The organism is Mycolicibacter virginiensis, assembly GCF_022374935.2.
Lineage (GTDB): Bacteria > Actinomycetota > Actinomycetes > Mycobacteriales > Mycobacteriaceae > Mycobacterium > Mycobacterium virginiense.
In genome coordinates this window covers 1,942,870-1,965,744 of sequence record NZ_CP092430.2, presented here as the reverse complement: position 1 = coordinate 1,965,744, position 22,875 = coordinate 1,942,870, and the positions used below count along the sequence as shown (strand labels likewise).

Sequence of the window (22,875 nt, the reverse complement as noted above, 5' to 3'; positions counted from 1 at the left end):
TCCTCCTTCAGTCTCCGAATACCTTGCGCGCGACGACCTTCGCACGCCGTGTCACCCGGAGGTAGTTGTCCAGGAACTCACCGCCGTCGCCACCGGGCCAGCCGGCGGCCACCGCGACCGCGTTCAGCGCGCGGCCCGGCCCGGGCAGTTGGTCGGTGGGTTTGCCACGAACCAGCACCAGCGCGTTGCGCGCACGCGTGGCGATCAGCCAGGCCTGCCGGAGCCGGTCCACTTCGTCTTCTTCGAGCAGCCCGGCAGCGGCGATGGCGTCCAGGGTTTCCAGCGTAGAGGTGTTGTGCAGCGCTGGAACATTGTGGGCGTGGCGCAGCTGCAACAGCTGCACGGTCCACTCGACGTCGGCCAGGCCGCCACGGCCCAGTTTGGTGTGCGTATTGGGGTCGGCCCCACGCGGCAGTCGTTCAGCGTCGACACGCGCCTTGACCCGGCGAATCTCACGCACCGCGTCGGCAGACACCCCGCCGGGCGGATAGCGGGTGGCATCGACCATCCGCAGGAAACGGTTGCCCAGGTCCGCATCGCCGGCGACGCAGTGCGCCCGCAGCAGCGCTTGGATCTCCCAGGGCTGCGCCCATTGGTCGTAGTAGGCCGCGTAGGACGCCAGGGTGCGCACCGGCGGGCCGTTGCGGCCCTCGGGACGCAGGTTGATGTCGACCTGCAGGGGCGGATCGACGCTGGCGGTGCCCAGCAGCGCCCGGACCTGTTCAACGATCGACGTGGCCCAGCGCACCGCGTCGGCGTCGCTGACCCCCGTCGCCTTCTCGTTGGCCTCGCACACGAACATGACATCGGCGTCCGAGCCGTAGCCCAGTTCGCGCCCACCGAGTCGGCCCATGCCGATCACCGCGATCCGCGCCGGCGCTTCCGGCGCGTCGGTGTCGGGCGACCCGGGCAGATTGACCCGGACGATCGCGTCCAGGGCGGCCTGCAACACCGCCGCCCACACTGCGGTCAGTGCCCGGCAGACGTCGATGACGTCGAGCATGCCCAGCAGATCCGCCGAGGCGATGCGCGCCAGCTCGTGGCGACGCAGGCTGCGGGCCGAGGCGATCGCGCGCACGGGGTCGGGGTGGCGGCCCGCCGATGCGATCAGGGCCCGTGACACCGCTTCTGGGCCGGTGTCGAGCAACTTGGGCCCCGACGGTCCGTCGCCATAGGCCTGGATGACATCGGGGGCCCGCATCAGCAGTTCCGGGATGTAGGCGGAGGTGCCCAACACTCGCATCAGCCGCTTGGCCACCGCACTGCTATCACGCAGGGTGCTCAGGTACCAACGCTGTTGGGCCATCGCCTCGCTCAGCCGCCGATAGGCCAACAGGCCTGCATCGGGGTTGGGGGTGTTCGACAGCCAGTACAGCAGGGTGGGCAGCAGCACCGCCTGCACCCGACCCCGGCGACCGCTCTGGTTGGTCAGCGCACCCAGGTGGGTCAGCGCGTTGTGCGGCGCCTCGTACCCCAGTGCCGCCAGCTGCCGTTCCGCGGCACCGGGAGTCAGTCCCCCGGCCAGCTCCAGTCCCGCCGGACCGACGGCCTCCAGCAGCGGTTGGTAGAAGAGCTTGGCGTGCAGCCGCGACACCCGCCGGTTCTGCGCTTTGAGCTCTTCGCGAAGGACGCCCAGGGCGTCGTGACGGCCGTCCGGGCGGACATGGGCGGAGCGGGCCAGCCAGCGCAGCGCCTCGTCGTCATCGGGCGGCGGGAGCATGTGGGTGCGCTTGAGCCGCTGCAGCTGCAGCCGGTGCTCCAGGAGTCGTAGGAACTCATAGGAGGCAGTCAGGTCGGCCGAATCCTCGCGGCCGATGTAGCCGCCGGCCCCCAGGGCCGCCAGTGCATCGACCGTGGATGCCACATGCAGTGACTCATCGCTGCGGCCGTGCACCAGCTGCAACAGCTGCACGGCGAACTCCACATCGCGCAGTCCCCCAGAGCCCAGCTTGATCTCGCGGGTCCGGATCTCGGCGGGTACCAGCTGCGCCACCCGGCGGCGCATCGCCTGCACGTCGGTGACGAAATCCTCACGCTCGCATGCGGTCCAGACCATCGGTAGCAGTGCGTCGATGTAGGCCTGTCCCAATTCGGCGTCGCCGACGGCCGCGCGCGCCTTGAGCAGCGCTTGGAACTCCCAGGTCTTGGCCCAACGCTGGTAGTAGGCGATGTGCGATTCCAGGGTGCGCACCAGAGCGCCGTGCCGGCCCTCGGGCCGCAGCCCGGCGTCCACTTCGAAGAACGCCTCGCCGGCCACCCGCATCAGCTCACCGGCGACTCGGGTACTCACCGCTCCGGCATCCTCGGCGACGAAGATGACGTCGACGTCGCTGACGTAATTCAGTTCCCGCGCACCGCATTTGCCCATGGCGATCACGGCAATCCGCGGCAGGTCGGCACCGGCGTCGGGGCCGCAGACCTGCAGTTCGGCCACCCGCAGCGCGGCCGCCAGCGCGGCGTCGGCCAGGTCGGCCAGATGCTCGCCGACCGCCACGAAGGGGAGGGCCGGCAGCTGTTCGACGGTGGGCGCCAGGTCTATCGACGCCAACACCAGCATCCGGTCGCGGTACAGCGACCTCAGCCGATCGATGTAGGCGCCGTCGGTGGTGGCGGCAACGCAGTCGGTGAACATCGCGCGCAGTTCTGCCGCCGACGGCAGCGCGATCGTGTAGTCGTCGGAGTCGACCGGACTGGCCAACAGCTTCCAGGTCTCCGGATGGGTGATCAGGTGATCGCCCAGCGTCAGTGAGGATCCCAGTACCGCGAACAGGCGCCCGCGCAGTCCCCGGTCGGCCATGAGCGCTGCGCTCAGTTCGGCCCAGTCGATGCCCGGCGCTTCGGACAGCCGGACCAGGGTGCGCAACGCCACGTCGGCATCGGGAGCGCGCGACAGCGCCCAGAGCACGTCGACGTGCGGTTGGGTGTACGCGCTGTACCAGCCCAGGGCGGTCAGGTCGGCCGCGGCGTACCGGTCGACCAGACCGAGGCGCCCGACGCTGGGCAGCTTGCGGCGCTGAGCTCCGGGATAGGCCATGAGGCTGCGGAGGCTCCTACAGCGCCAGGTAGTTCTGCAGCTCGTAGGGGGTCACGTGGCTGCGGTAGTTCGCCCACTCCTGACGCTTGTTACGCAGGAAGAAATCGAAGACCTGCTCCCCCAACGCTTCCGCGACCAGCTCGGAGTTCTCCATCTCGCTCAGCGCACGCTCGAGGGTGCCGGGCAGTTCCTTGTAGCCCATGGCCCGGCGCTCCTCGGGAGTCAGCGCCCATACGTTGTCCTCGGCCTCCGGGCCGAGCTCGTAACCCTGCTCCACCCCACGCAGCCCGGCGGCCAACAGCACCGCGAAGGCCAGGTAGGGGTTGCATGCCGAGTCCGGGCTCCGCACCTCGATACGCCGCGACGACGTCTTGTGCGGGCTGTACATCGGGACCCGCACCAGTGCCGAGCGGTTGGAGGCACCCCAGGATGCCGCGGTGGGTGCTTCCCCACCGTGGATCAGCCGCTTGTAGGAGTTCACCCACTGGTTGGTGACGGCACTGATCTCGTTGGCGTGCTCGAGAATCCCGGCGATGAACGACTTCGCGGTGGCCGACAGCTGCAGCGGGTCGTCCGGGCTGTGGAAGGCGTTGACCTCGCCCTCGAACAGGCTCATGTGGGTGTGCATGGCCGAACCGGCGTGCTCGCGGAACGGCTTGGGCATGAACGACGCCCGCACGCCCTCCTTGAGCGCGATCTCTTTGATCAGGTAGCGGAACGTCATCACGTTGTCGGCCATCGACAGCGCGTCGGCGTAGCGCAGGTCGATCTCCTGCTGGCCCGGAGCGTTCTCGTGGTGGCTGTACTCCACCGAGATGCCCATCGACTCCAGCGCGTCGATCGCGTGCCGGCGGAAGTTGGCGGCCGAGCCGTGAATCGACTGGTCGAAGTAGCCCGCGTCATCGGCCGGAACCGGGGTGCTCCCGTCATAGGGGCCGGGCTCCAGCAGGAAGAACTCGATCTCGGGGTGCACGTAGCAGGCGAAACCCAGTTCGCCGGCCTTGGCCAGCTGCCGGCGCAACACATGCCGCGACGACGCCCAGGCCGGCGATCCGTCCGGCATGGTGATGTCGCAGAACATCCGCGCCGAGTACTGCCGGCCGGTGTCGGACACCCACGGCAGCAGCTGGAAGGTCGACGGATCCGGGTGGGCGACCATGTCGGATTCGAAGACCCGCGCGAAGCCCTCGATCGCCGAGCCGTCGAAGCCCACGCCTTCGTCGAAGGCACCCTCGAGCTCGGCCGGGGCGATCGCGACGGATTTCAGATAACCGAGGACATCGGTGAACCAGAGCCGGACGAAACGGATGTCGCGTTCCTCCAGCGTGCGGAGCACAAACTCCTTCTGACGGTCCATACCGCGAAGCGTATCAGCGCTCAGCACTTAGCATCGGTTGGCGGCAACGTGCCGTCGACCAGGTATCGCGTGGCGAATCGGTCCACGCATTCGTTGCCCTGGAAAACCACCGTGTGCTGGGTTCCGTTGAACGTCAGCAGGCCCCCGCCCAGCTGCTTGGCCAAGTCCACGCCCGCCTGGTACGGGGTGGCCGGGTCCCGGGTCGTGGAGACCACCATCGTCGGCGGCAGGTCCGGGACCGAAAGGGTGTGCGGCTCAGTCGTCGGCGGTACCGGCCAGAAGGCACAGGTGCCCAGCGGGGCGTCGCCGGTGAACTTTCCGTAGCTCATGAACGGTGCCACCTCGCGCGAACGCCGGTCTTCCTCGATCACCTTGGCGCGGTCGGTGATCGGCGGCTGGTCGACACAGTTGACCGCGACGCGGGCGTCGGTGGCGTTGGTGTAGTGGCCGTTGGCGTCCCGGCGCATGTAGAGGTCGGCCAGGCTCAGCATGATGTCGCCGCGGCCGCCGGCCAGATCGGACAGGCCGTCGTTGAGGTGCGTCCAGAACGTCGGCGAATACAGCGCCATGATGGTGCCGACGATCGCGTCGCTGTAGCTCAGGCCGCGCGGATCCTTGGTCTTGGCGGGCTTGTCCACCAACGGGTCGACCAGGCTGTGGTAGACGTCGACGGCCTTGGCCGGGTCGGTGCCCAACGGGCAGTCGTCCTCCTTGGCGCAGTCGGCCGCGAAGTCGTCGAACGCGCCCTGGAAGGCCTGCGCCTGCCGCAGGTCCTCTTCGATCGGGTCGGCGTTGGGGTCCACCGCGCCGTCCAGGATCATCGCGCGCACGTTCTGCGGGTAGGCCTCGGCGTAGGCCGCGCCGATCCGGGTTCCGTAGGAGTAGCCGAGATAGGTCAGCTTGTCGTCGCCCAACCCGGCGCGGATCGCGTCGAGGTCGCGAGCGACGTTGACGGTGCCGACGTTGGCCAAAAATTCCTTGCCGGTCTTTTCCAGGCAGCGCTCGACGTATTCCTTGGTCTCGCTCTCGATGCGTGCCACGCCCTCGGGGCTGTAGTCGACCTGGTTCAGGGCCCGCAGCCGGTCGTTCTCCTTGTCGGAGTTGCACCAGACCGCCGGCCGTGACGACGCCACTCCGCGCGGGTCGAACCCGACAAGATCGAACTGTTCACGGACTTGACGCGGCAGCGAGCTGACCAAACCCACCGCGGTTTCGATGCCGGACTCCCCCGGCCCGCCCGGGTTGATCACCAACGAGCCGATCTTGTCCTTGGTGGCCGGGAATCGGATCATGGCCAGCCGGGCGACGGCGCCCTGCGGTTTGGAGTAGTCCACCGGAACTCCGATGAACCCGCACTGGGCGTCGGCGGGCACCTTGATGTTGGTGTCGGCGGTGAACCGGCACTTGTCCCATTGGACCGGTTGGCCGACCCGCGGCACGGCCAGCACCGCGTGGCCCGGCGTCATCCGGGTGCAGCTGCCGACGGTGAATGCCACCATCGCAATCGCGAGGCAGGTCAGGGCGGTGCGCGTCATCCTGTCGCGGCGCGTCGGCGAGCTCATGACACCACATGCTGCCATGCACGCCCGTGCAAGCCCGGCCACCTGCTGCGCTGCGCGCGTGGCGGTGTGAGGTAATCCACTGCACGTGGAGGTTCAGCTGCGCGGCGGCAGGTGGCACACTGGGCATGTCAGACGACCCGGGGACCCGAGTTACGGGCTTCGAGGATCGACCCGAACAATTCGAGGGACAACGATGTCTGAGCACGTTTATGGCGCTTCACCCAGCCCTGCCCGTATTGCTCCCCAAACCCGCGTGCACCATCTGCAGCAGATGAAGGCCGAGGGTCGCAAATGGGGGATGTTGACGGTTTACGACTACTCGTCGGCCCGCATCTTCGACGACGCCGGTATTCCGGTGCTGCTGGTCGGCGACTCGGCGGCCAATGTGGTCTACGGCTACGACACCACCGTTGCGATCACCATCGATGAACTACTTCCGCTGGTGCGCGCGGTGGTGCGCGGTGCCCCGCATGCGCTGGTGGTCGCCGATCTGCCGTTCGGCTCCTATGAAGGCGGGCCGGCGGCGGCGCTGGCCACCGCCACCCGGTTCATGAAGGAGGGTGGCGCGCACGCGGTCAAGCTGGAGGGCGGCGAGCGGGTGGCCGACCAGATCGCCACGCTGACCGCGGCCGGCATCCCCGTGATGGCGCACATCGGGTTCACCCCGCAGAGCGTCAACGCCCTCGGTGGCTACCGGGTGCAGGGGCGCGGTGACGCTGCCGAGCAGACCATTCACGACGCGATCGCGGTGGCCGAAGCAGGTGCGTTCGCGGTGGTGATGGAGATGGTGCCCGCCGAGCTGGCCACCCAGATCACCGGAAAGCTGACCATTCCCACCGTCGGGATCGGCGCCGGGCCCAACTGCGACGCCCAGGTTCTGGTGTGGCAGGACATGGCCGGGATGACCGCCGGCAAGACAGCCCGGTTCGTCAAGCGCTTCGGCGACGTGGGCGGCGAGTTGCGCCGCGCCGCAGAGCAGTACGCCGCCGAGGTGGCAGCGGGCACTTTCCCGGCCGAGGAGCACTGCTTCTAGAACGCCATGTTCATGTGGCGGTTCCAGCGTCGCCTCGCCTCCGGCGAGCCTCGCTAAACCGCCGTGTCCGGGCGGTCCGGATGTGACAGGCTGAATGCCGTGTCTGCAACCGACCCGAGCACCTCTCGGTTTCGCGAGGTGGAACGCAAGTTCGACGTTGACGCGGCGGCGATCTCGCCGTCCTTCGACGGCATCGCCGGGGTCGCCCACGTCGAGCAGGTGTCGGCACAGGATCTTGCGGCCGTCTACTTCGACACCCCCGGGCACGACCTGGCGGCCCGACGAGTCACGTTGCGCCGGCGCACCGGCGGTCCCGACGCCGGTTGGCACCTGAAACTTCCTGCCGGGCCCGACACCCGCACCGAGGTGCGCGCGCCCCTGGGCCCGGAGGTTCCGGACGAACTGCTCGACGTGGTGCGGGCGATCGTGCGGGATCGGCCGCTGGCACCGGTGGCCCGAATTCACACCGCTCGCGGCGTGGTGGTGCTGCGTGACGACCGGGGTGAGGTGCTGGCCGAGTTCTGCGACGACCAGGTCACCGCGTCGGCCGGCGATGACGCCGAACAGCACTGGCGGGAATGGGAACTGGAGCTGGGCAGCGGGGACCTTGAGCTGCTGGACCGGCTGAGCAACCGGCTGCTCGACACCGGCGCCGGGCCGGCCGGCTACGGCTCCAAACTAGCCCGGGTGCTGGGGGCGCCGCCGGTGCCTGCGCACCCGACCGATCGCCTGCATCGGGCGCTGGCCGAGCAGATCGAGCAGTTGCTGGTCTGGGATCGGGCGGTGCGCGCCGACGCCGACGACGCGATTCATCAGATGCGGGTGACGATCCGGCGGATCCGCAGCCTGTTGCAGGGCGAGGAGACGGCCCACGCGCCGCTGCTCGACGAACTGCAGGAGCTGGGAGCGGTGCTCGGTGTCGCCCGCGACGCCGAGGTCTTGGCCCAGCGCTATCAGCAGGCGCTCGACGAGCTGACGCCGGAGCTGGTCCGCGGGCCGGTGGGCGAACGGCTGGTCGGCGGCTCGCTGCGCCGCTATCAGACGGGGCGGCGGCGCAGCCTGGCCGCGATGCGCTCCCCGCGGTACTTCCGGCTGCTCGACGGCCTCGACGATCTGGTCAGCGCGCCGGCCGCCGAGCGGTACGCCACGGTGGACATCGCCTACCGGCGGCTGCGCAAGGCGGTGAAGGCCGCCAAGAAGGCCGCCGACCGCGACGCGGCACTGCACCGGATCCGCAAGGCCGCCAAGCGGCTGCGCTACGCCGCCGCGGCAGCGAACAAGAAGAAGATCGCCAAGCGGGCCAAGACGATTCAGACCGTGCTCGGCGACCACCAGGACAGCGTGGTCAGCCGGAAACATCTGCTTCAGCAGGCCGATGCCGCGGTGGCCGCCGGCGAGGACACCTTCACCTATGGGCTGTTGTATGCCCGTGAGGTCGACCTCGCCGCGCGGAGCCGGGCGGCGTTGCGGCCCGCGCTGCGCAAGCTGAAGCGGGTGATGTAGGCGGACGAGCTGGCCTGTAAGCCGGAGTGGGCCCTTGCGCGTGGGGTTTGCAAGCTGTGTTGGCTGGCGGCAAAACCCCGACTCAGAGTGTTGACTTCGTTGGTGGTTGACGGTGCCGACTAGATTTGCTGCGGTAGAACTGCGGACGAAGGCCGCCGCCTGGCAAGCCCACTGGACACAGCTGGCCGGTCCCGCCGCAGCGAGCGGCGATCGAAGGTATGCATCCGCACACGAGCGGAGAAACGCACAACTACTCGGTTCAGCGCGGGATCTGTTCCAGTCTCGACAAATGCCCGGGTTCGGGCATCTGCGCTGTTTTCGGCATATTCCATATTTTGCATATTGGCGGTTATTTTCTCCGCATAACAATCACTGTCGGTATCCCTCCCCAGATCCCGAATCTGCCGCGCTCGACCTCCTCGTCCGGGCTACGGAAACCGTTAGCGGCAGCACCGCGTTTCGGGCCGTGCTGCAAGTCCTTGCCGGCACCCTTCAAGCCAAGTCTCGCTTGCCAGCCTCGTGCGGAAAGACGCTCGACGCCGACGCGACCGCGCTGGCCGTAATGTGATCGCGTCTAATGTTCTATTGGTAAGAACCACCCGAACTCCCGCAGCAAAGTCGGAGAGCGCATGACGACCAATCCAACGAGCGGCGAAAAGTCGGTTGCGGCCTTGTATCCCGAGGTCGCGAGCGAGTGGGATCGAGAGACGAATGAGCCGGTGACAGCGGCGAAGATTACTCCCGGCAGCAAGTGGAAGGCCGCCTGGATCTGCGCGAAGTGTGGGCACAGGTGGCAAGCCCGGGTTAACAGTCGGACCCGCGGCGGTCATGGCTGTCCCGCGTGCGGGCGCATCGCGGCGGGAAAGGCGAAAAGCGCCCCGCGTCCGGGTGAGTCCTTGGCAGAGAAGCTCTCCGGCATAGCGGCTGAATGGCATCCGACGTTGAACGGCGAGCTGACGCCAGTCGACGTCGGCTACGCAAGCAATAAGAGGGTGTGGTGGCTGTGCCGCACCTGCCACAACGAGTGGCAGGTGGCCATTTCGAATCGCGCCGCGGGGGCGTCTTGCAAGAAATGCGCGAGCAGGGCCATGACTGTACCAAAGCCGGGCAACTCGCTTGCCGATAGAAATCCTTCGGTGGCCGCGGAGTGGCATCCGACGCGCAATGGCGACCTGACGCCAGCCGATGTCGCCTTCTCGCGGAAAGACAAGGCCTGGTGGTTGTGTGCAAACTGCGGGCATGAGTGGGAGGCGTCCATCGGCAACCGGGCAAAAGGGGCGAAGTGTCCGCCGTGCGCCTACGCCGCGCGCGGTCGAGCGCTCCGGGGTCGCTCTTACCCCTCCGGCGCAGCGAAGCCACCGTCGGCACCAAGCAAGGCGGCGACAGGATCGCCGGAGCCCGGTGACTCCTTCGCGGCCCGCTTTCCCGAGGCTGCCGCCGAATGGCACCCGACACGTAACGGCCTGATGGCTCCCGACAAGGTTGCGCGAGCAAGCAATCGCCGAGCCTGGTGGCTGTGCCGCGCATGCGGACACGAATGGGATGCGATTATCCACAGTCGCGGCAGCGGCGGCGCCGGTTGCCCGCGATGTGGTCGGCGCCGGACAGGCCGCGCGAATGCCACGCCTAAGCCCGAAGGCTCACTCGCCGAGAAATTCCCCGCCCTAGCCGCGGAATGGCACTCGATACGCAACGCACCATTGACACCCGATCAGGTGGCGGCGAAAAGCCGTCGCAAGGCGTGGTGGCAATGCTCGACGTGCGATAAACAGTGGGAAGCTGCAATATACAGTCGCGCCACCGGTCACGGATGCCGCTCCTGTGCCGACCGCCAGCGAGCTGTCGACTTTGGAGCCGCGGAACCGGGACATTCACTCGCCGAGCTAGATCCTGAGATTGCCGCACAGTGGCATCCCAGCCGGAACGGCGCGCTAACCGCTTCGGACGTCACGGCCAATAGCGGTCAGACGGTTTGGTGGCTCTGCGACAGACGTCACGAGTGGCAGGCCATGATCAACAATCGGCGCAAAGCTCGGGGGTGCCCGAAGTGCACGCTCTGGGGAACAAGCGTGGAGGAAATACGGATGCGACATGAACTTCTCGCCGCCGGCGTACCTATCGACCCGAACCACGAAGTTATTCACGAAGCATCTGGCCGCGTGCTGCAATGTGACATGGTGTGTTCGACTTGGAATGTAGTAATCGAGTTTGACGGCAACAGATTTCACAAGCTGCCAGACAGTTTTGAAAAGGACGGTCGCAAGACGCGACTCCTTGAGGAGCAAGGCTGGACTGTGATCCGTGTGCGCGAAGACTTGCCGGCGATCGGCCAGCACGACGTCGTAGTAGCGCTCAATTCGAGTGAGGTTACGCGGGCGAAGGCAGTTCTCACGAAGCTCCGAAGTCTCGACTTCAACGTGGCCGAATATGACAGCTACCTCACGACAGACGGACCGTGGGGCAGCAGTGACGCGTCCGCCTACATCAAGCGGCGAAGGATCGACAAGTCACTTGCGACTTTACGCCCTGATCTTGCGGCGCAATGGGATTCAGAGAAGAACGGCGTGCTGACGCCCGAAGACGTGACAGCAGGTAGCGGCGCACGCCCCTGGTGGATCTGTCCCGACTGCGGACATAGCTGGGCGTCATACGTCTACAGCAGGGCGGGTGGAGGGCACGGCTGCCCAAACTGCGGTCGACGAAAATCCTCCAAGCGCGGCAAGTAGAGTGCGCGAGGACTCGTCGTCAACCGCGGTCGACGGCAACGGGGTACGGCCCGCTGCGACGGCAGCGGGAGCTAATTAGGACGGTCGGCAGACTACGGCCATGAGAACCTCAATAACCTCCGCTGTCGGCGACTGCTCGCCGCTACTGCTCGAACGGGTTTGTCGTTCTCGACTCCAACAGGTCGACGAGATCCTTCCGATCATCACCAGCCAGCGAAGACCTTGGCGCCGCAGCGAAGTCCATCGGATCGTTGACCCGATCCATCATCCGCTCGACGTCCTCCGCCCCCGCCTATTGCTCTTTAATCCTGTCTGGGTCCAGTGAATCCGCCATACGCAGCGTGCTTACCCCGACACGATTCGGCTGCGGTCCGCGCCGCGAGGTAGCGCTACCGCGACGTCGTGGAGTTGGTACGAAACGGTGAGCATGGTCATATATCCGCGCATCCACAGCTGCGCCGGGACCGGCGACTTTCCGGCGTAGGGGTTGGCGTCGCCGGCATCGGCGTTCTGACCGATGCGCAAGTCTCGATGTATTCCGCGGGGTTCGCCACCCACCAAGCTTGCAATGAGATGGCCACGATAGAGAAAGGCCACGCCGCGGAACCAGCTCGATTCAATTCCTCGGTTCCGTCGGGTACACCCGGTGGTTGCGGTCGTACCAGACGATGCGGAACACCGGGCCGGTCAAGTAACCCCAGATCCTCAGGGTGCTGCCATGACGCAGCCTGAACAGCTCCTCGAGGTCTAGCTCAATTTCTTCGAGCCGCTTCTGCGCGGCTTGGCACAAGGAACCCAAAGGCTGGCCATGATGTCGCCGATGCCCATTAGCGTTCAACTGCCGCACTTCGCGCCAGGTCATCCGGGCCAGATCTTCCAGAATAGTGAGCAGTTCAGCCGTCTCGGCAGGCGTCAAGTTCCAGTCCCACTCACCCCTGTAGACGTGATCGAGGTCGCCCGCGGACCACTCGAAACGCTTGTCGTCGATCGGCTCGGGCGCCGCTGAGCTCCGGCGAACTTCCTTGCGCTGCTGACGCGCCTCAGCTTTGGAAAGCTTCTTCGGCGTTAGTCCCGACACTCGTCACTATGGCCTATCGATCCCAAAATTCCGATCGCTCGTAGTCCACGTTCTCGTCTTCGTCGGGTGCGAAGTCGGCATACTCGGCGGCAGCGTAGTAGTCATCAGGGGGCTCGTAGTCCATGTACTCGTCAGCTTCGTCGTCTTCCAGGAGTATTTCGGCTTCTTCTTCGACCGCGTCGTCCTGTTCGAGGGCGACGGCCTCTTTATGGGCAAGCGCACCGAAATACTCCTGCATCGCCTGCAGCGAGAGCTCGGCCGTCGAGAGTGCGCCCTCCTGCGTTCCTCGACGGGCCAGAATCCAGGGGGTTTCACCGTGCGTCTTATCGCTCAGCTGTTGCCCGGTCAGTCCGCCGTAGCTACGCAGCACGGCGTCGACTGTTTCCTTTTCGAAGTCCTTCAAGTTGGTGGCATTGCCGTGAGGCCAGCCGCGACCAACCCGAAACTGACCACGGTGCTTGTCAAAAAGCTCGTAGACCACCGGTCCATTCGCCCATGCGCGAATGGGCTCGTGAAAGAGCGGCTGTTCATCCCACGCGAGAGCCCAGCCTTGACTGTAGTAGCAGAGCTTCTGCAACTTCATGGTGGACATGCCGCCGCGCACAGAAAGGATATACGCCGCGACGTCGTGAACACTTGCCATCGTCCGCACCCCTTTTCATGTAATGCTTACGCGTTCTGCGTGGTCCTGGCCTAAGTCGACGATATGTCGTGAGTATGACATGTTGCGATACGTCAACAGGTCAGGGCCGCGAATGCGAATCTCGCGCTCGTCGTGAAGCCGATCATCCTTGAGTTTTTCGCGGTGCCATGGGTCAACGCCTTGCCTGTCGTGATCATGCCGAGCGAAGCGCAGGCGTGGGTATCAAGTCTGAACTTGGCTCCGGCCACGGTCAGCGTGATCCGCGGGATCGTGGCACGGTAATGAAGGCCACGACCCGCACGAAACCGCCGAAGGTCCAACGGCAACAGATCGTGCTCCTGACCACGGAGCACGCCGAGGCAGTTCGCGATGCGCTGCCAACGGAACTACATCCCGCTGAGCCCGACGGTCTCGTATTCACGCTGGAGGGGAACCCAGTCACCCGGCAAAGCTTTGGCTACAAGTAGCGTCCCGCGGTCGAGACTCTGGATACCTACAATCACCTGTGGCCCGACTCCGACGATCGAAACGCGCGACGCGGTCGACCCCGTACTCAGAACTGCTGTAGACGACCTCGACCCAAACGAGCTAAAGAGACCGATCAAGGGCTCGAGGCGGACGAGTTGGCCTGTAAGCCGGATTCTGTTCCGCACCGCCGAAGCGGTGCGGCGGCGACCATCCATCTGGGCACACCGTCGCCGGGTACCTCAAGCGGCCTACCCGCAGATTCGGGCGAGCAGCCCTCGAACACCTGCGCGACCGCACCGAAATGCGGCCTTCTTGGCCTTGCTTCGGGTGGGGTTTACCAAGCCGTCCCGGTCACCCGGAACGCTGGTGCGCTCTTACCGCACCGTTTCACCCTTACCACCTTGCGGTGGCGGTCTGTTTTCTGTGGCACTATCCCGCGAGTCACCTCGGATTGCTGTTAGCAATCACCCTGCTCTGTGAAGTCCGGACTTTCCTCGACCCGCTTTTACGCATGCCGCGGCCGCCCGGCCAACTCGTCCGCGCTGATCACCGTACTACGCGGCGCCCCGCAACGCCGCACCGTAAACGGCGACCACCACCGATCGGTCCAGGCTGTTCTCCGACCACACGCCGATCGCGGTGTTGGCGCAGTCGGACATGATCGCGAGATCCGCGGGGTCGTAATACCACCGGTTGAGGATCTCGATGCCGCTGATGGCCACCGCGGAGTTGATCGCCACGGTTTCGGCCACCGCCCCCGGGAAGCCGGCGGCCTGCCCGCGGGTCTGCGGCGTGGACCCGTCGGAGCCGAGATCGCCGTCCAGATCCCGGTGTCCGAGAACGTCTTTGGCATGCCATTCGGCGGCAAGCACCAACCGGGGGTCGACCATCACCTTCTCGGCGCAGCCGGCCTGGTGGTGAATCGTGTAGACGTTGGTCACGACACTGTCGTTGAGGCGCGAGTTGTCGGCAGCGGCAACAGGCAACGCCCCCGCCCCGCCAATCATGACCGCCAGCACCGCCGCACGGCGCACATCAAACATCATGTGGCACCTGGCCCTACACCGGGTCGAACTGCGAGACCAGCCACCGGCCACCGACCTTGTCCAAGGTGACCCGCACACTCGATGCGGTCGTGGTCGGCGGCCCGTTTCCGATCGTGGTCGCCTGGTCGACGAAGAGCAGGACCACCGCGTGGCGCGCGCTCGCGGTCACCGAGGACGCCGCGGGCACCGTCACCACAGTCGAAATGTGCTGCTGTTTGGCGCCGGGCGCCACCACTTCCTTGATCAGTTGGGTGTATTCGTCGCGGAAGGCGCCGGTCATCCCGTCGGCGGCGGCCGCCGACGCGGCCTCGACGGTGTCCGGGCGATACGAGAGCATCGCGATGGTGGCGTCGGTCGCGGTCTGTACCGACTGTGCGGCCACCTCGTGTGCGACCCGCGCGGAGACGTCTTGCCATCTCAAATAACCGACCGCAATCGCAAACGTCAGGATCACGCCGGGCACCAGCACCACCAGCGACCAGCGCCGCAGTGTCGCTCTCGACACGGTGAACCCCCTGCTCACTGGACGAACGCGATGTTGGACACTTTGGGGCCTTCGCCGGTGTCTTGCAGGCTGATTCGCATCCGCCAGCGGCGCGGTTCCGGTTGGACTTCCCCGGCGATCGTGGTGCGCACCGAGACCGCCAGCAGGACATCGGCTTGGTCGCCGTCCACCGATTCCAGGCCGGCCTCGGTAACGGTGCCTTCCGATGCCGACTGAGCTTGTTTGACGACGTCGACGAAGGGCCGGGATCGCTGGCCGAAGTCGTCGCGGAACGCCCCGGTCGTCGAATCGATGATGCGCTGCACATCGGCGTCGGCCTGCGCATAGCTGATCGTCGTCAGGTTGACCGCCGCTTGACGCGCGACCTGGACGTAGCTCTCGCGGTGCTGCTGCGCCTGTTGGATCTGGTGGTCGCGGTAGCCGAGCCAGCCGACCGTACCGGCCAGCGCCGCCACGGCCAGGATCGCGCCTGCCGCTGCTCGGCGGTCTATTCGCCCGGGGGCAACAACATCGTCTGCCATGTCTGATCCTTCCGCTGGGGGGCCAGGTCGGCCCGGGTTTGACGCTTGCCGTCGGGGCCCACATAGCTGCCGGTCTGCGGGTCGTAGGGCACGAAGGCGACCGGCGGCTGCGGCGCAGGGGCACGCGGCGGGTCCTGCGGCACAGCCTGACCGGACAACGTGGCGTTGGGATCGCCCTTCCAGTTGTAGCCGTCGTTGAGCGGGATGTACGACTCGTCGCTCTCGCACATCTCGACGGTGGGCGCACGCTTGGCGGGATCGTTCTCGCAGGGAATATTGCGTGCACCACGCACATTGAGGTCCGAGTCCTGCGGCACCCGGCAGTACAGCTCGCCGGCGGGCCGATCCGGGTAGTCGACGGAACTGGGGACCCGCTGCTGGCGGGCCGGCAGGAATCCGGTGTTGCACGGCGGCGGGTAGTTCATATTGAGGTTGAAGTCCAGATAGATGCCGCGATAGGGCGTGTTGAGGCCCGAATCGGCCAGTGTGATCGCCGACATCACCGCGGTCCCCTGCGGAAACAGCACCAGCAGTTGCTCGATGCCCTGGCGGAACGTCACCGCGATCTGACCGAGGCTGACCATGTTGGCCAGCAACACCGGCAGCGCCGGAGCCACCCGGCCCAGCAGCGCGTTGGCCTCATCGAGTGCCGGGGCACCGACTTTGAGCAGGCCCGAAAACGCCCGATCCTCGGCGCTGAGCTGACCGGTGATCGACGCCAGCCGCCGCGCCCACGTCGCGATCGAATCCGCGGTGTCCACTTGGGAATTCAGCACCGGTGGGGTCTGGTCGATCAACTGCGCGAAAGGCTGCGCGGCCTCGCCGCCTTCGATGGCCAGCGACGTCGATCCGGCGACGATGCGGGACAGTTCCGCACCGAGACCGCCCACCGCTTTGTCGGCCTCGTCGACGACGGTGCGTAGATCGTCGTGCGGGATCGCCAGCAGCGCACGGTTGGTGGCGTCGAGCAGGTTGGCGATGTCGGCGGGAATGCGCACCTTGTCCGCCGGGATCACGTCACCGGCACGCAGCATCCGGTGCTCGGCGGCGCCGGCGGTCGGGGTGAGTTCGAGGAACTGTTCACCGATCGCCGAACGGCTGTGCACCGCGGCGGTCACCTGTGCGGGCACCTTGATCGAGGAGTTCAGTTTCAGCACCGCACGCACGCCGTCGGCGTCGACGTCGATGGCGCTGACCCTGCCGATCTCGGTGCCGCGGTAGGTCACCACCGATGTCGGGTACAGCCCGCCGGACGCCGGTAGTTCGACGGTCACGGTGTAGCGGCCGATGCCGAACAGCGCCGGGACCTTGACGAAGCCGAACGCCATCACCCCGCCGGCGACGAGGGTGACCGTCGCCAGGATCGCCAGCTGGGTCCAGACGGTGCGGGACAGTCGAAACACCTCAGTACCCCCCGAAGTGGTAGGGGGCGACCAACGGGTTGCCGGCGGTGTACGGGCTGGGCATCTGACCGACGGTTCTCCCCCACTGGAGTTCCAGCTCGGTGAGGTCGCCTTCCCAACGTGTTCCGGTGAACAGGCCGCTGTCGATCCGGCTCAACGTCAGGTCGACGACCAGGCTGATGTTGGCGAAGTCGCCGCGAAACCAATTGGGGATGTTGCTCTTGACCCAGGGATAGGTGGACAAGAAGTCCAGGCCCTGCGTCAGCGCCGGACCGGCGTCGGCCAGCGAGCGCAACACCGGAGCGATGTTGCGCAGGTTGGCCACCAGGGCCTCCCTGCTCTGTTCGACGGTGGAGACGGCGATAGCACTGAACTTTCCGAGCGCGTCAGCGGCGTCGGCGATCTTGGTGCGCTCCTGCGCCAGCACCGCCAGTGCCTGCGGGATCGTGGTCAGCGCCTTGTCGACGGTTTGGTTCTGTCGGGCGAACTGGCCGACCAGACCGTTCAGCTTCTCGGTGGCCGAGATGATGTCATCGGTCTGATCGTTGAGTGCGGCGATGAAGGTGTCCAATTGCGTGAGCAGGCTGCGCATGTCGCTCTCACGCCCCGCCAGCGCGCGAGCAAGGCTCTGGTTGATCTCCTGCAGCTGTGCCAGTCCGCCACCGTTGAGCAGCAGCGAAACCGACGCCAGGGTCTGCTCGGTGGTCGGATAGGTGGCGGCCTTCGACAGCGGGATGACCGCGCCGTCTTGCAGTTCGCCGCGCGGCGGCTCGTCGGTCGGTGGCGCCAACTCGATATGCATCGAACCGAGCAGGCTGGTCTGTCCGACTTTGGCGGTGCTGTTCGCCGGCAGGTGCACGCTGTTGTCGATGCGCATGGTCACCAGCGCGTGCCAGTCCTGGACCTCGATCTTGGTCACATTGCCCACGTTGACGTCGGCCACCCGCACCCGTGAGTTCTGTTGAATGACCACGACATCGGGTAACTGGGCCGAGATCGTGTAGGTGCCGTCGCCGCGTCCGGTGCCGGGCAGGCTCAGCGAGTTCAGGCCCCGCCACTGGCAGCCGCTGGCCCCGAAGGCGACAGTGATGCTCAGCGCGATGACCACGAGCCGCCTCACGGGGTGCCCTCCGGTGGCGACGACGGCAGCAGCAGGCCGGGCAGGCCCAGCTCGGGGTCGACGGGCTGGCGGGGCGGCTCTACCGGCTGTGGGGCAGCGTCGGGCCGGAGCCGGTCTTCGCTGTAGGTGATTTCGTTGGGACGCGCCGCGGTGCCGACGAACGGGTTGCCGCCGATCGGCAGAAAATTGTATTGGCGGTTCTTGATGATCGGCGCCAGATACTGCACGCACAACTTCGAGGCCTGCAGTGAGTTCGCCCGCGCCAGGGCTTCGATTCCGCTGCAGATGAATTGGACGGTGTTGGCGAAGTTGCCGAGCGCCATTACCCCGGTGATCGCGCTTTGGGCCGGTTGGTAGATGTTCACGAAGTTCTGGAACACCGACGGGGCAATGTGCAGAACCTGTTTGAGGTCGCCGCGGCTTTCGTTGAGGGCGGAGGTGATCGCCGTCAGGTGATCGACGGTGACGCCGAAGCCCTCCCGGTTCTCGCCGATGAATCCGCGTAGGTCGTTGACCACGCCGTCGAGGCTCGTCATGGCGTCGGCGAATTCGCGGGGCGAATTGTTCAGCAAGGTGGTGATATCGGCGAGGTTGACGTTGAACGCCGCCAGCAGGTCGCTGCTGGAGGTCAGCGCCGAGACCAGCAGTTGCATGTTGCGGACCGTGCTGAAGATGTCGGTGCTGTGGTCGCCCAGCGCCGACATCGCCTGCGACAGTTTGATCACCGTCTCGCGTGCGGTGTCGCCCTGACCCCGCAAGTTGGCCGCCGCGGTGTTGACGAAGGCGCCGATGGCGCTGCGGCCGGCGGTGTCGGACGGCTGCAGCGAATCGGTGAGCTTCTCCAGCTGCTGCCTGAAGTCGTCCCACTCGACCGGAACCGCCGTGCGGTCCTGGCCGATGCTGGCGCCGTCGGCCAGTTCGGGACCACCCGTGTAGGCCGGGACAAGCTGGATCGCCCTGGCGCTCACCAACGACGGCGACAGGATCGCCGCCCGCACATCGGCGGGTACCCGGTACTGGCCGCCGACGGAAAAAGTCACCTTGGCGGTGCCCGGCAGCGGTTCGATGCGCTCGACGGTGCCGACGGCAACCCCCAGGATGCGGATCTCGTCGCCGGTGTAGAGCCCGTTGGTGTTGGTGAAGTAGGCGGTGTAAACGTGCTTGCGCAGCTGCGCCCAGGGCGGTCCGGCCACCAGCAACACTGCGACGACAAGGCTCGACACCAATACGGCCGCGGTCGCCAGCCGCAGGAGTCGCACGCCGTTGGCGGGCAGGCTTACACCGGCCACGGAGTGAGTGCCCACGTCAGCTCCCCCCGTCTGCCGCCGGGCCGAGCGCGGGCGGGCCCGGGGGCGGTCCGCCCGGTGGCGGCGCCGGCAACGGCTCGCGGTAGGGATAACGAGGGTCCCCGGGCTTGCCGGTGATGGCGTCCGGCAAGGTCAGATTGGGTTCGCCGCCCTGTCCGGTGCGCGGAAACGGCATCGGCAGTGGTGGGGTGCCGGGCTGGCCGACGGCCGGGTCGTTCAGCTGCGAGGGCAGCAGCACATTGGGGTCCAGACCCAGATCGGAGAAGGCGGCTTCGATGGCCGGCTGCGCCAATTGGCCCGGAATCAGGTTCACCACTGAGGCTTTGAAGAACGGCCCGGATCCCAGCACCTCGCCGAACGACATGGCGTAGCGGCGAAACAGGTAGAGCGTGCGCTGCAGGTCGGCTCGGCGGTTATCGAGGATCTCCAGAACGCCGTTGAGCTTGTCGACGGCGGGCTTGAGTTGCTGTCGGTTGTCGTCGACCACGGCCGACACCTGTCGCGACACCGCGGTCAGATTGGCCATCAGCGCGTCGACGGAATTGCGTTGTGACAACAGTTCACTCAGCAGGGCATTGCTGTTGGCGACCAGGCCGGCGATCTGCTCGCTGCGCCGCGCCAGCACCCCGGTGACGTTGTTGGCGTCGGCCAGCAGCTGACGTAGCGTGGCGTCGCGCTTATCGAGGGTGTCGGAGAAACGAGCCACTCCCTGCAGCGCCATCTTGAGGTCCGGTGGCGTGTCTTTGAAGGTCTCGGCCAGAGTGGTCAGCGCCGAGGACAACTGGGTGGTGTCCAGGCCGCTGATGACGGCGGTCAGATCTCCCAGGGCATCCGGCAGATCGTAGGGGGACGTGGTGCGTTCGACCGGTATCGGACCGGTGAGGTGGCCGTCGCCGCGCGGGGTCAGTTCCAGGAACTTGTTGCCCAGCACCGTTTCGGTCTTGATCGCGGCCTCGGTCCGGTCACCGAGCACGACACCCTTGCGGACCGTGAACGTCACTCGGACCCGGTTGCCCTCCAGCCGCAGACCGGCAACCCGGCCGACGTCGAGCCCCGACACCCGGACGTCACTGTTGGATTTGATGCCGCCGGCCTCGGTGAAGTAGGCGGCGTAGTCGGAGGTGCCCTTGATGAATGGCAGCCTGTCGTAGCTGAACACCGCGACCACCAAGGCGATCAGCAGGAGTATGCCGGTGACGCCGACCGCGGGCCGATTGCGCTCGGCCAGCGGTTTGATGGTGATCCGCGGCAGTTTCGGTCTGGTCATTTCGGGGCGCACCGTCCGGTCGTCTGGTTCATGATCTTGGAGTAGAGCGGTTGGCCGCCTTTACCATTCACCTTGATCACCAGGTCACACATGTAGAAGCCGAAATAGTCGCCGTAGAGCCCGTTGCGCGCCAGAACCTGGTAGGCGTCGGGCAGCGTCTTGACCAGATCGTCGACATAGTCGCGGTCGGCCATCACCTGGCCGGCGGCCCGATCGGTTTGCACCACCACATCACGAATGGGTTCGCGGGCCACGGTCATCAGGTCGGCGACCGAGCCGGCGGCGGCGTTGATGTAGGCCACGCCCTTGGTGATGTCGGTGCGGCGATCCGCCAGCCCCTGGACCATCTGGGTCAGTGAGTCCAGCCCGTGGCCGAACTCGCGGTCGCGGGTGCTGAAGGTGCCCAGCACGGTGTTGAGGTTGGTGATCACCTGGCCGATCAGTTCGTCGCGGCCGGCCAGTGTCGTGGTCAATGCCGAGGTCCGCGACAACACCGAGGCGATGGTGCCGCCCTGGCCTTGGAATACCTTGAGCAGCTCACCGCTGAGCGCGTTCACCTGGTCGGGGTCCAACGCCCGGAACAGGGGCCGGAATCCTCCGATGAGGGCGTCCACATCGAGTGCAGGGTCGGTCCGCGTCAGCGGAATCGTTTGGCCCGGTTGCAGGGTGCGTACCGACCCCGCGCCTTGCTCCAACGACAGGTAGCGGTCGCCGATGAGGTTCTCGTAGCGCACCGCCGCCCGGGTGCCCTCGGTGAGCGTCAGCCCACGGTCGATCAAGAAGTCGACCGTGACGGTGCCGTCGGGGCGCAACGCCATCTTGGTGACCTTGCCGATCTCGACACCGGCGATGCGAACGAAGTTGCCGCCCTTGAGACCCGACACGTTGGTGAACTCGGCCCGGTAGCCGACCCGGGAGTCGAATCGGAACTGCCCGAACACCGTGACCAGGATGAAGATGAACACCAAGCACGTCACCGTGAACAACACGACCCAGGTCAGGGTCTTGCCGATATTGCCTCTCATGGCGACTCCGGCCCGGGCGCGGGCGGTCCGGGGTAGCGGATTCTCGGCGGTTCCGGCTCCGGCTTGGTCACCGGGAAGTAGTTGGCGAAGCCGGGAAAACCGATGCCCGGGTTGGGGCGAACGTCCAGGCCGGTGCCGAATCCGGTGTCGGTCACCAGATACTTCACCGGGAAGTTCTTGCTCACGTCGGGTAGCGAGCCGCAGCTGGGCCTGCCGCCCGGGCCGCCCCGGGCGTTGACCAGAGGCAAGTTGTCGGGGTAGCGGTACGGGTCGTCGCCGGCGAGCATCGCGGCATCCATGATGACCGATCTCCCGTTGCCGCCCATGGCGTCTCGCCCGCCGTTCTCCAGGAACCATTGCGCCCCCTGGAACAGGCAGGTGTAGGTCGGCGAGTACTCCTCGAGCAGGTCGGTGGTCGGCGCCATCAGGTTGAGCGCTTGAACCAGTCCGGGCTGGTTTGCGCCGATGGTGTCGATTCCGGTCGCGGAGAATCCGACCGCGGCGAGCAACAGCGCGTCGAGTTCGCCGGCCTGGCCGGACAGGGTGGTGCCGGTGGTGGACGCGGAGTCCAGGATTTCCAGGATGTTCTGCGCGGCAACGGAATATGCCTGGGTGGTCTGGCCGAATAGTTGCCAGTCGCGCTGCACGGTCGGCATGCGTGGGTTCACCGCTGTCAGCATCGTGTTGGCTCCGGTGATCGCCCGTCCGATGACGTCTCCCCTGCCCCGCACCGATTCGGCCACCGCCGACAGCACCGAGTTGAGCTTGGCGGGGTCGATGGCGTGCACCACCGCCTGCAGGTTCTCGAACATGGTGTTGACTTCCACCGTCACGTTGCGTGAGCGCAACACCGCGCCGGCCTTGAGCCGTTGGCCACTGGGGCCGCCGGAGGGGATGACCAGATCGACGTACTTGGCGCCGAACGCCGTACTGGACTTGATCTCGGCTTCGATGTTGCTCGGCAAATATCCGAAGGACCGTGGGTACATCTTCAGATTCAGGGTGGACAGTCGAGAGTGGTCGGTCCCCGGTTGGCTGCCAATGGATCTCACCTCGCCGATCTGGATACCGCGAAGTTTCACCTTCGCCCCGTCCTCCATCACCAAGCCGGCTCGATCGGAGACCAGAGTGAGCGGGACATAGCCTCGGAACGCTCCGGAGAACAGCAGGGCGGTCATGGCGCACAAGGCCGTGGTCACCACCACCAGGACCGGCGACCACCAGATCGGGTCGATCCCGCCGCGGCGGGATCTGTTGCGGGTACCGATATTCATCGA

General features: G+C 66.4%; 18 protein-coding genes and 1 other RNA gene. 3 read left to right on the top strand and 16 right to left on the bottom strand.

What is annotated here, in order from left to right:
• Positions 1-7 precede the first annotated feature (7 nt).
• From MJO54_RS09470 to MJO54_RS09460, 3 genes are read right to left on the bottom strand one after another with little or no spacing between them, the layout of a single operon-like run.
• Positions 8-3,034, bottom strand: coding sequence for a bifunctional [glutamine synthetase] adenylyltransferase/[glutamine synthetase]-adenylyl-L-tyrosine phosphorylase (locus tag MJO54_RS09470; protein WP_240175846.1), 3,027 nt, complete (start codon positions 3,032-3,034; stop codon positions 8-10).
• A 16-nt stretch (positions 3,035-3,050) separates the two neighbouring features.
• The gene (glnA, locus tag MJO54_RS09465; protein WP_046285219.1) at positions 3,051-4,391 is read right to left on the bottom strand and encodes a type I glutamate--ammonia ligase; all 1,341 of its coding nucleotides are present in this window, start codon (positions 4,389-4,391) and stop codon (positions 3,051-3,053) included.
• Between the two features lie 20 nt (positions 4,392-4,411).
• A complete protein-coding gene (locus tag MJO54_RS09460; RefSeq protein ID WP_240175845.1) occupies positions 4,412-5,953 on the bottom strand; it encodes an alpha/beta hydrolase in 1,542 nt (513 codons plus the stop codon).
• A 193-nt stretch (positions 5,954-6,146) separates the two neighbouring features.
• Between MJO54_RS09460 and panB the strand changes: the two genes are divergently transcribed.
• From panB to MJO54_RS09445, 3 genes are all read left to right on the top strand, one after another.
• Positions 6,147-6,986 (top strand): 3-methyl-2-oxobutanoate hydroxymethyltransferase, encoded by an 840-nt coding sequence (gene panB / locus MJO54_RS09455; protein WP_240175844.1) that lies wholly within the window; start codon positions 6,147-6,149, stop codon positions 6,984-6,986.
• Positions 6,987-7,085: 99 nt separating this feature from the next.
• Positions 7,086-8,489 (top strand): CYTH and CHAD domain-containing protein, encoded by a 1,404-nt coding sequence (locus tag MJO54_RS09450; RefSeq protein ID WP_240175843.1) that lies wholly within the window; start codon positions 7,086-7,088, stop codon positions 8,487-8,489.
• Between the two features lie 629 nt (positions 8,490-9,118).
• A complete protein-coding gene (locus MJO54_RS09445) occupies positions 9,119-11,215 on the top strand; it encodes a zinc-ribbon domain-containing protein (protein ID WP_240175842.1) in 2,097 nt (698 codons plus the stop codon).
• Between the two features lie 345 nt (positions 11,216-11,560).
• Here MJO54_RS09445 and MJO54_RS09440 read toward each other — a convergent pair whose 3' ends face one another.
• The 13 genes from MJO54_RS09440 to MJO54_RS09380 all read right to left on the bottom strand — a co-directional run bounded on the left by MJO54_RS09440 (position 11,561) and on the right by MJO54_RS09380 (position 22,872).
• A complete protein-coding gene (locus MJO54_RS09440) occupies positions 11,561-11,740 on the bottom strand; it encodes a ribosome modulation factor (RefSeq protein WP_240175841.1) in 180 nt (59 codons plus the stop codon).
• 91 nt (positions 11,741-11,831) lie between these two features.
• Positions 11,832-12,293 carry a hypothetical protein gene (locus MJO54_RS09435; RefSeq protein ID WP_240175840.1) on the bottom strand — a complete coding sequence of 154 codons (462 nt, stop codon included), beginning with the start codon at positions 12,291-12,293 and terminating at the stop codon, positions 11,832-11,834.
• Between the two features lie 13 nt (positions 12,294-12,306).
• Positions 12,307-12,936, bottom strand: a complete 630-nt coding sequence (locus MJO54_RS09430; RefSeq protein WP_240175839.1) for a Panacea domain-containing protein — start codon at positions 12,934-12,936, stop codon at positions 12,307-12,309.
• A 615-nt stretch (positions 12,937-13,551) separates the two neighbouring features.
• An RNA gene (rnpB, locus tag MJO54_RS09425) (RNase P RNA component class A) lies at positions 13,552-13,940 on the bottom strand.
• 18 nt (positions 13,941-13,958) lie between these two features.
• Positions 13,959-14,447, bottom strand: a complete 489-nt coding sequence (locus tag MJO54_RS09420; protein ID WP_240175959.1) for a CAP domain-containing protein — start codon at positions 14,445-14,447, stop codon at positions 13,959-13,961.
• Positions 14,448-14,463: 16 nt separating this feature from the next.
• Positions 14,464-14,955 carry an Rv1363c family protein gene (locus tag MJO54_RS09415; RefSeq protein ID WP_240175837.1) on the bottom strand — a complete coding sequence of 164 codons (492 nt, stop codon included), beginning with the start codon at positions 14,953-14,955 and terminating at the stop codon, positions 14,464-14,466.
• A 14-nt stretch (positions 14,956-14,969) separates the two neighbouring features.
• Positions 14,970-15,476, bottom strand: a complete 507-nt coding sequence (locus MJO54_RS09410) for an Rv1363c family protein (RefSeq protein WP_240175836.1) — start codon at positions 15,474-15,476, stop codon at positions 14,970-14,972.
• Complete coding sequence (locus tag MJO54_RS09405; RefSeq protein WP_240175835.1) at positions 15,443-16,879, bottom strand: MCE family protein; 1,437 nt, start codon at positions 16,877-16,879, stop codon at positions 15,443-15,445. The genes MJO54_RS09410 and MJO54_RS09405 overlap by 34 nt, the downstream gene beginning before the upstream one ends.
• Before the next feature lies 1 nt (position 16,880).
• A complete protein-coding gene (locus MJO54_RS09400; RefSeq protein WP_275564495.1) occupies positions 16,881-17,999 on the bottom strand; it encodes a virulence factor Mce family protein in 1,119 nt (372 codons plus the stop codon).
• A complete protein-coding gene (locus tag MJO54_RS09395; protein WP_240175834.1) occupies positions 17,996-19,303 on the bottom strand; it encodes an MCE family protein in 1,308 nt (435 codons plus the stop codon). The genes MJO54_RS09400 and MJO54_RS09395 overlap by 4 nt, the downstream gene beginning before the upstream one ends.
• A gap of 1 nt (position 19,304) precedes the next feature.
• Positions 19,305-20,573 (bottom strand): MCE family protein, encoded by a 1,269-nt coding sequence (locus tag MJO54_RS09390; protein ID WP_240175833.1) that lies wholly within the window; start codon positions 20,571-20,573, stop codon positions 19,305-19,307.
• Positions 20,570-21,598 (bottom strand): MCE family protein, encoded by a 1,029-nt coding sequence (locus MJO54_RS09385; protein ID WP_240175832.1) that lies wholly within the window; start codon positions 21,596-21,598, stop codon positions 20,570-20,572. Before MJO54_RS09385 ends, MJO54_RS09390 begins: the two co-directional genes overlap by 4 nt.
• Positions 21,595-22,872 carry an MCE family protein gene (locus MJO54_RS09380; protein ID WP_240175831.1) on the bottom strand — a complete coding sequence of 426 codons (1,278 nt, stop codon included), beginning with the start codon at positions 22,870-22,872 and terminating at the stop codon, positions 21,595-21,597. The genes MJO54_RS09385 and MJO54_RS09380 overlap by 4 nt, the downstream gene beginning before the upstream one ends.
• Positions 22,873-22,875: the final 3 nt, after the last annotated feature.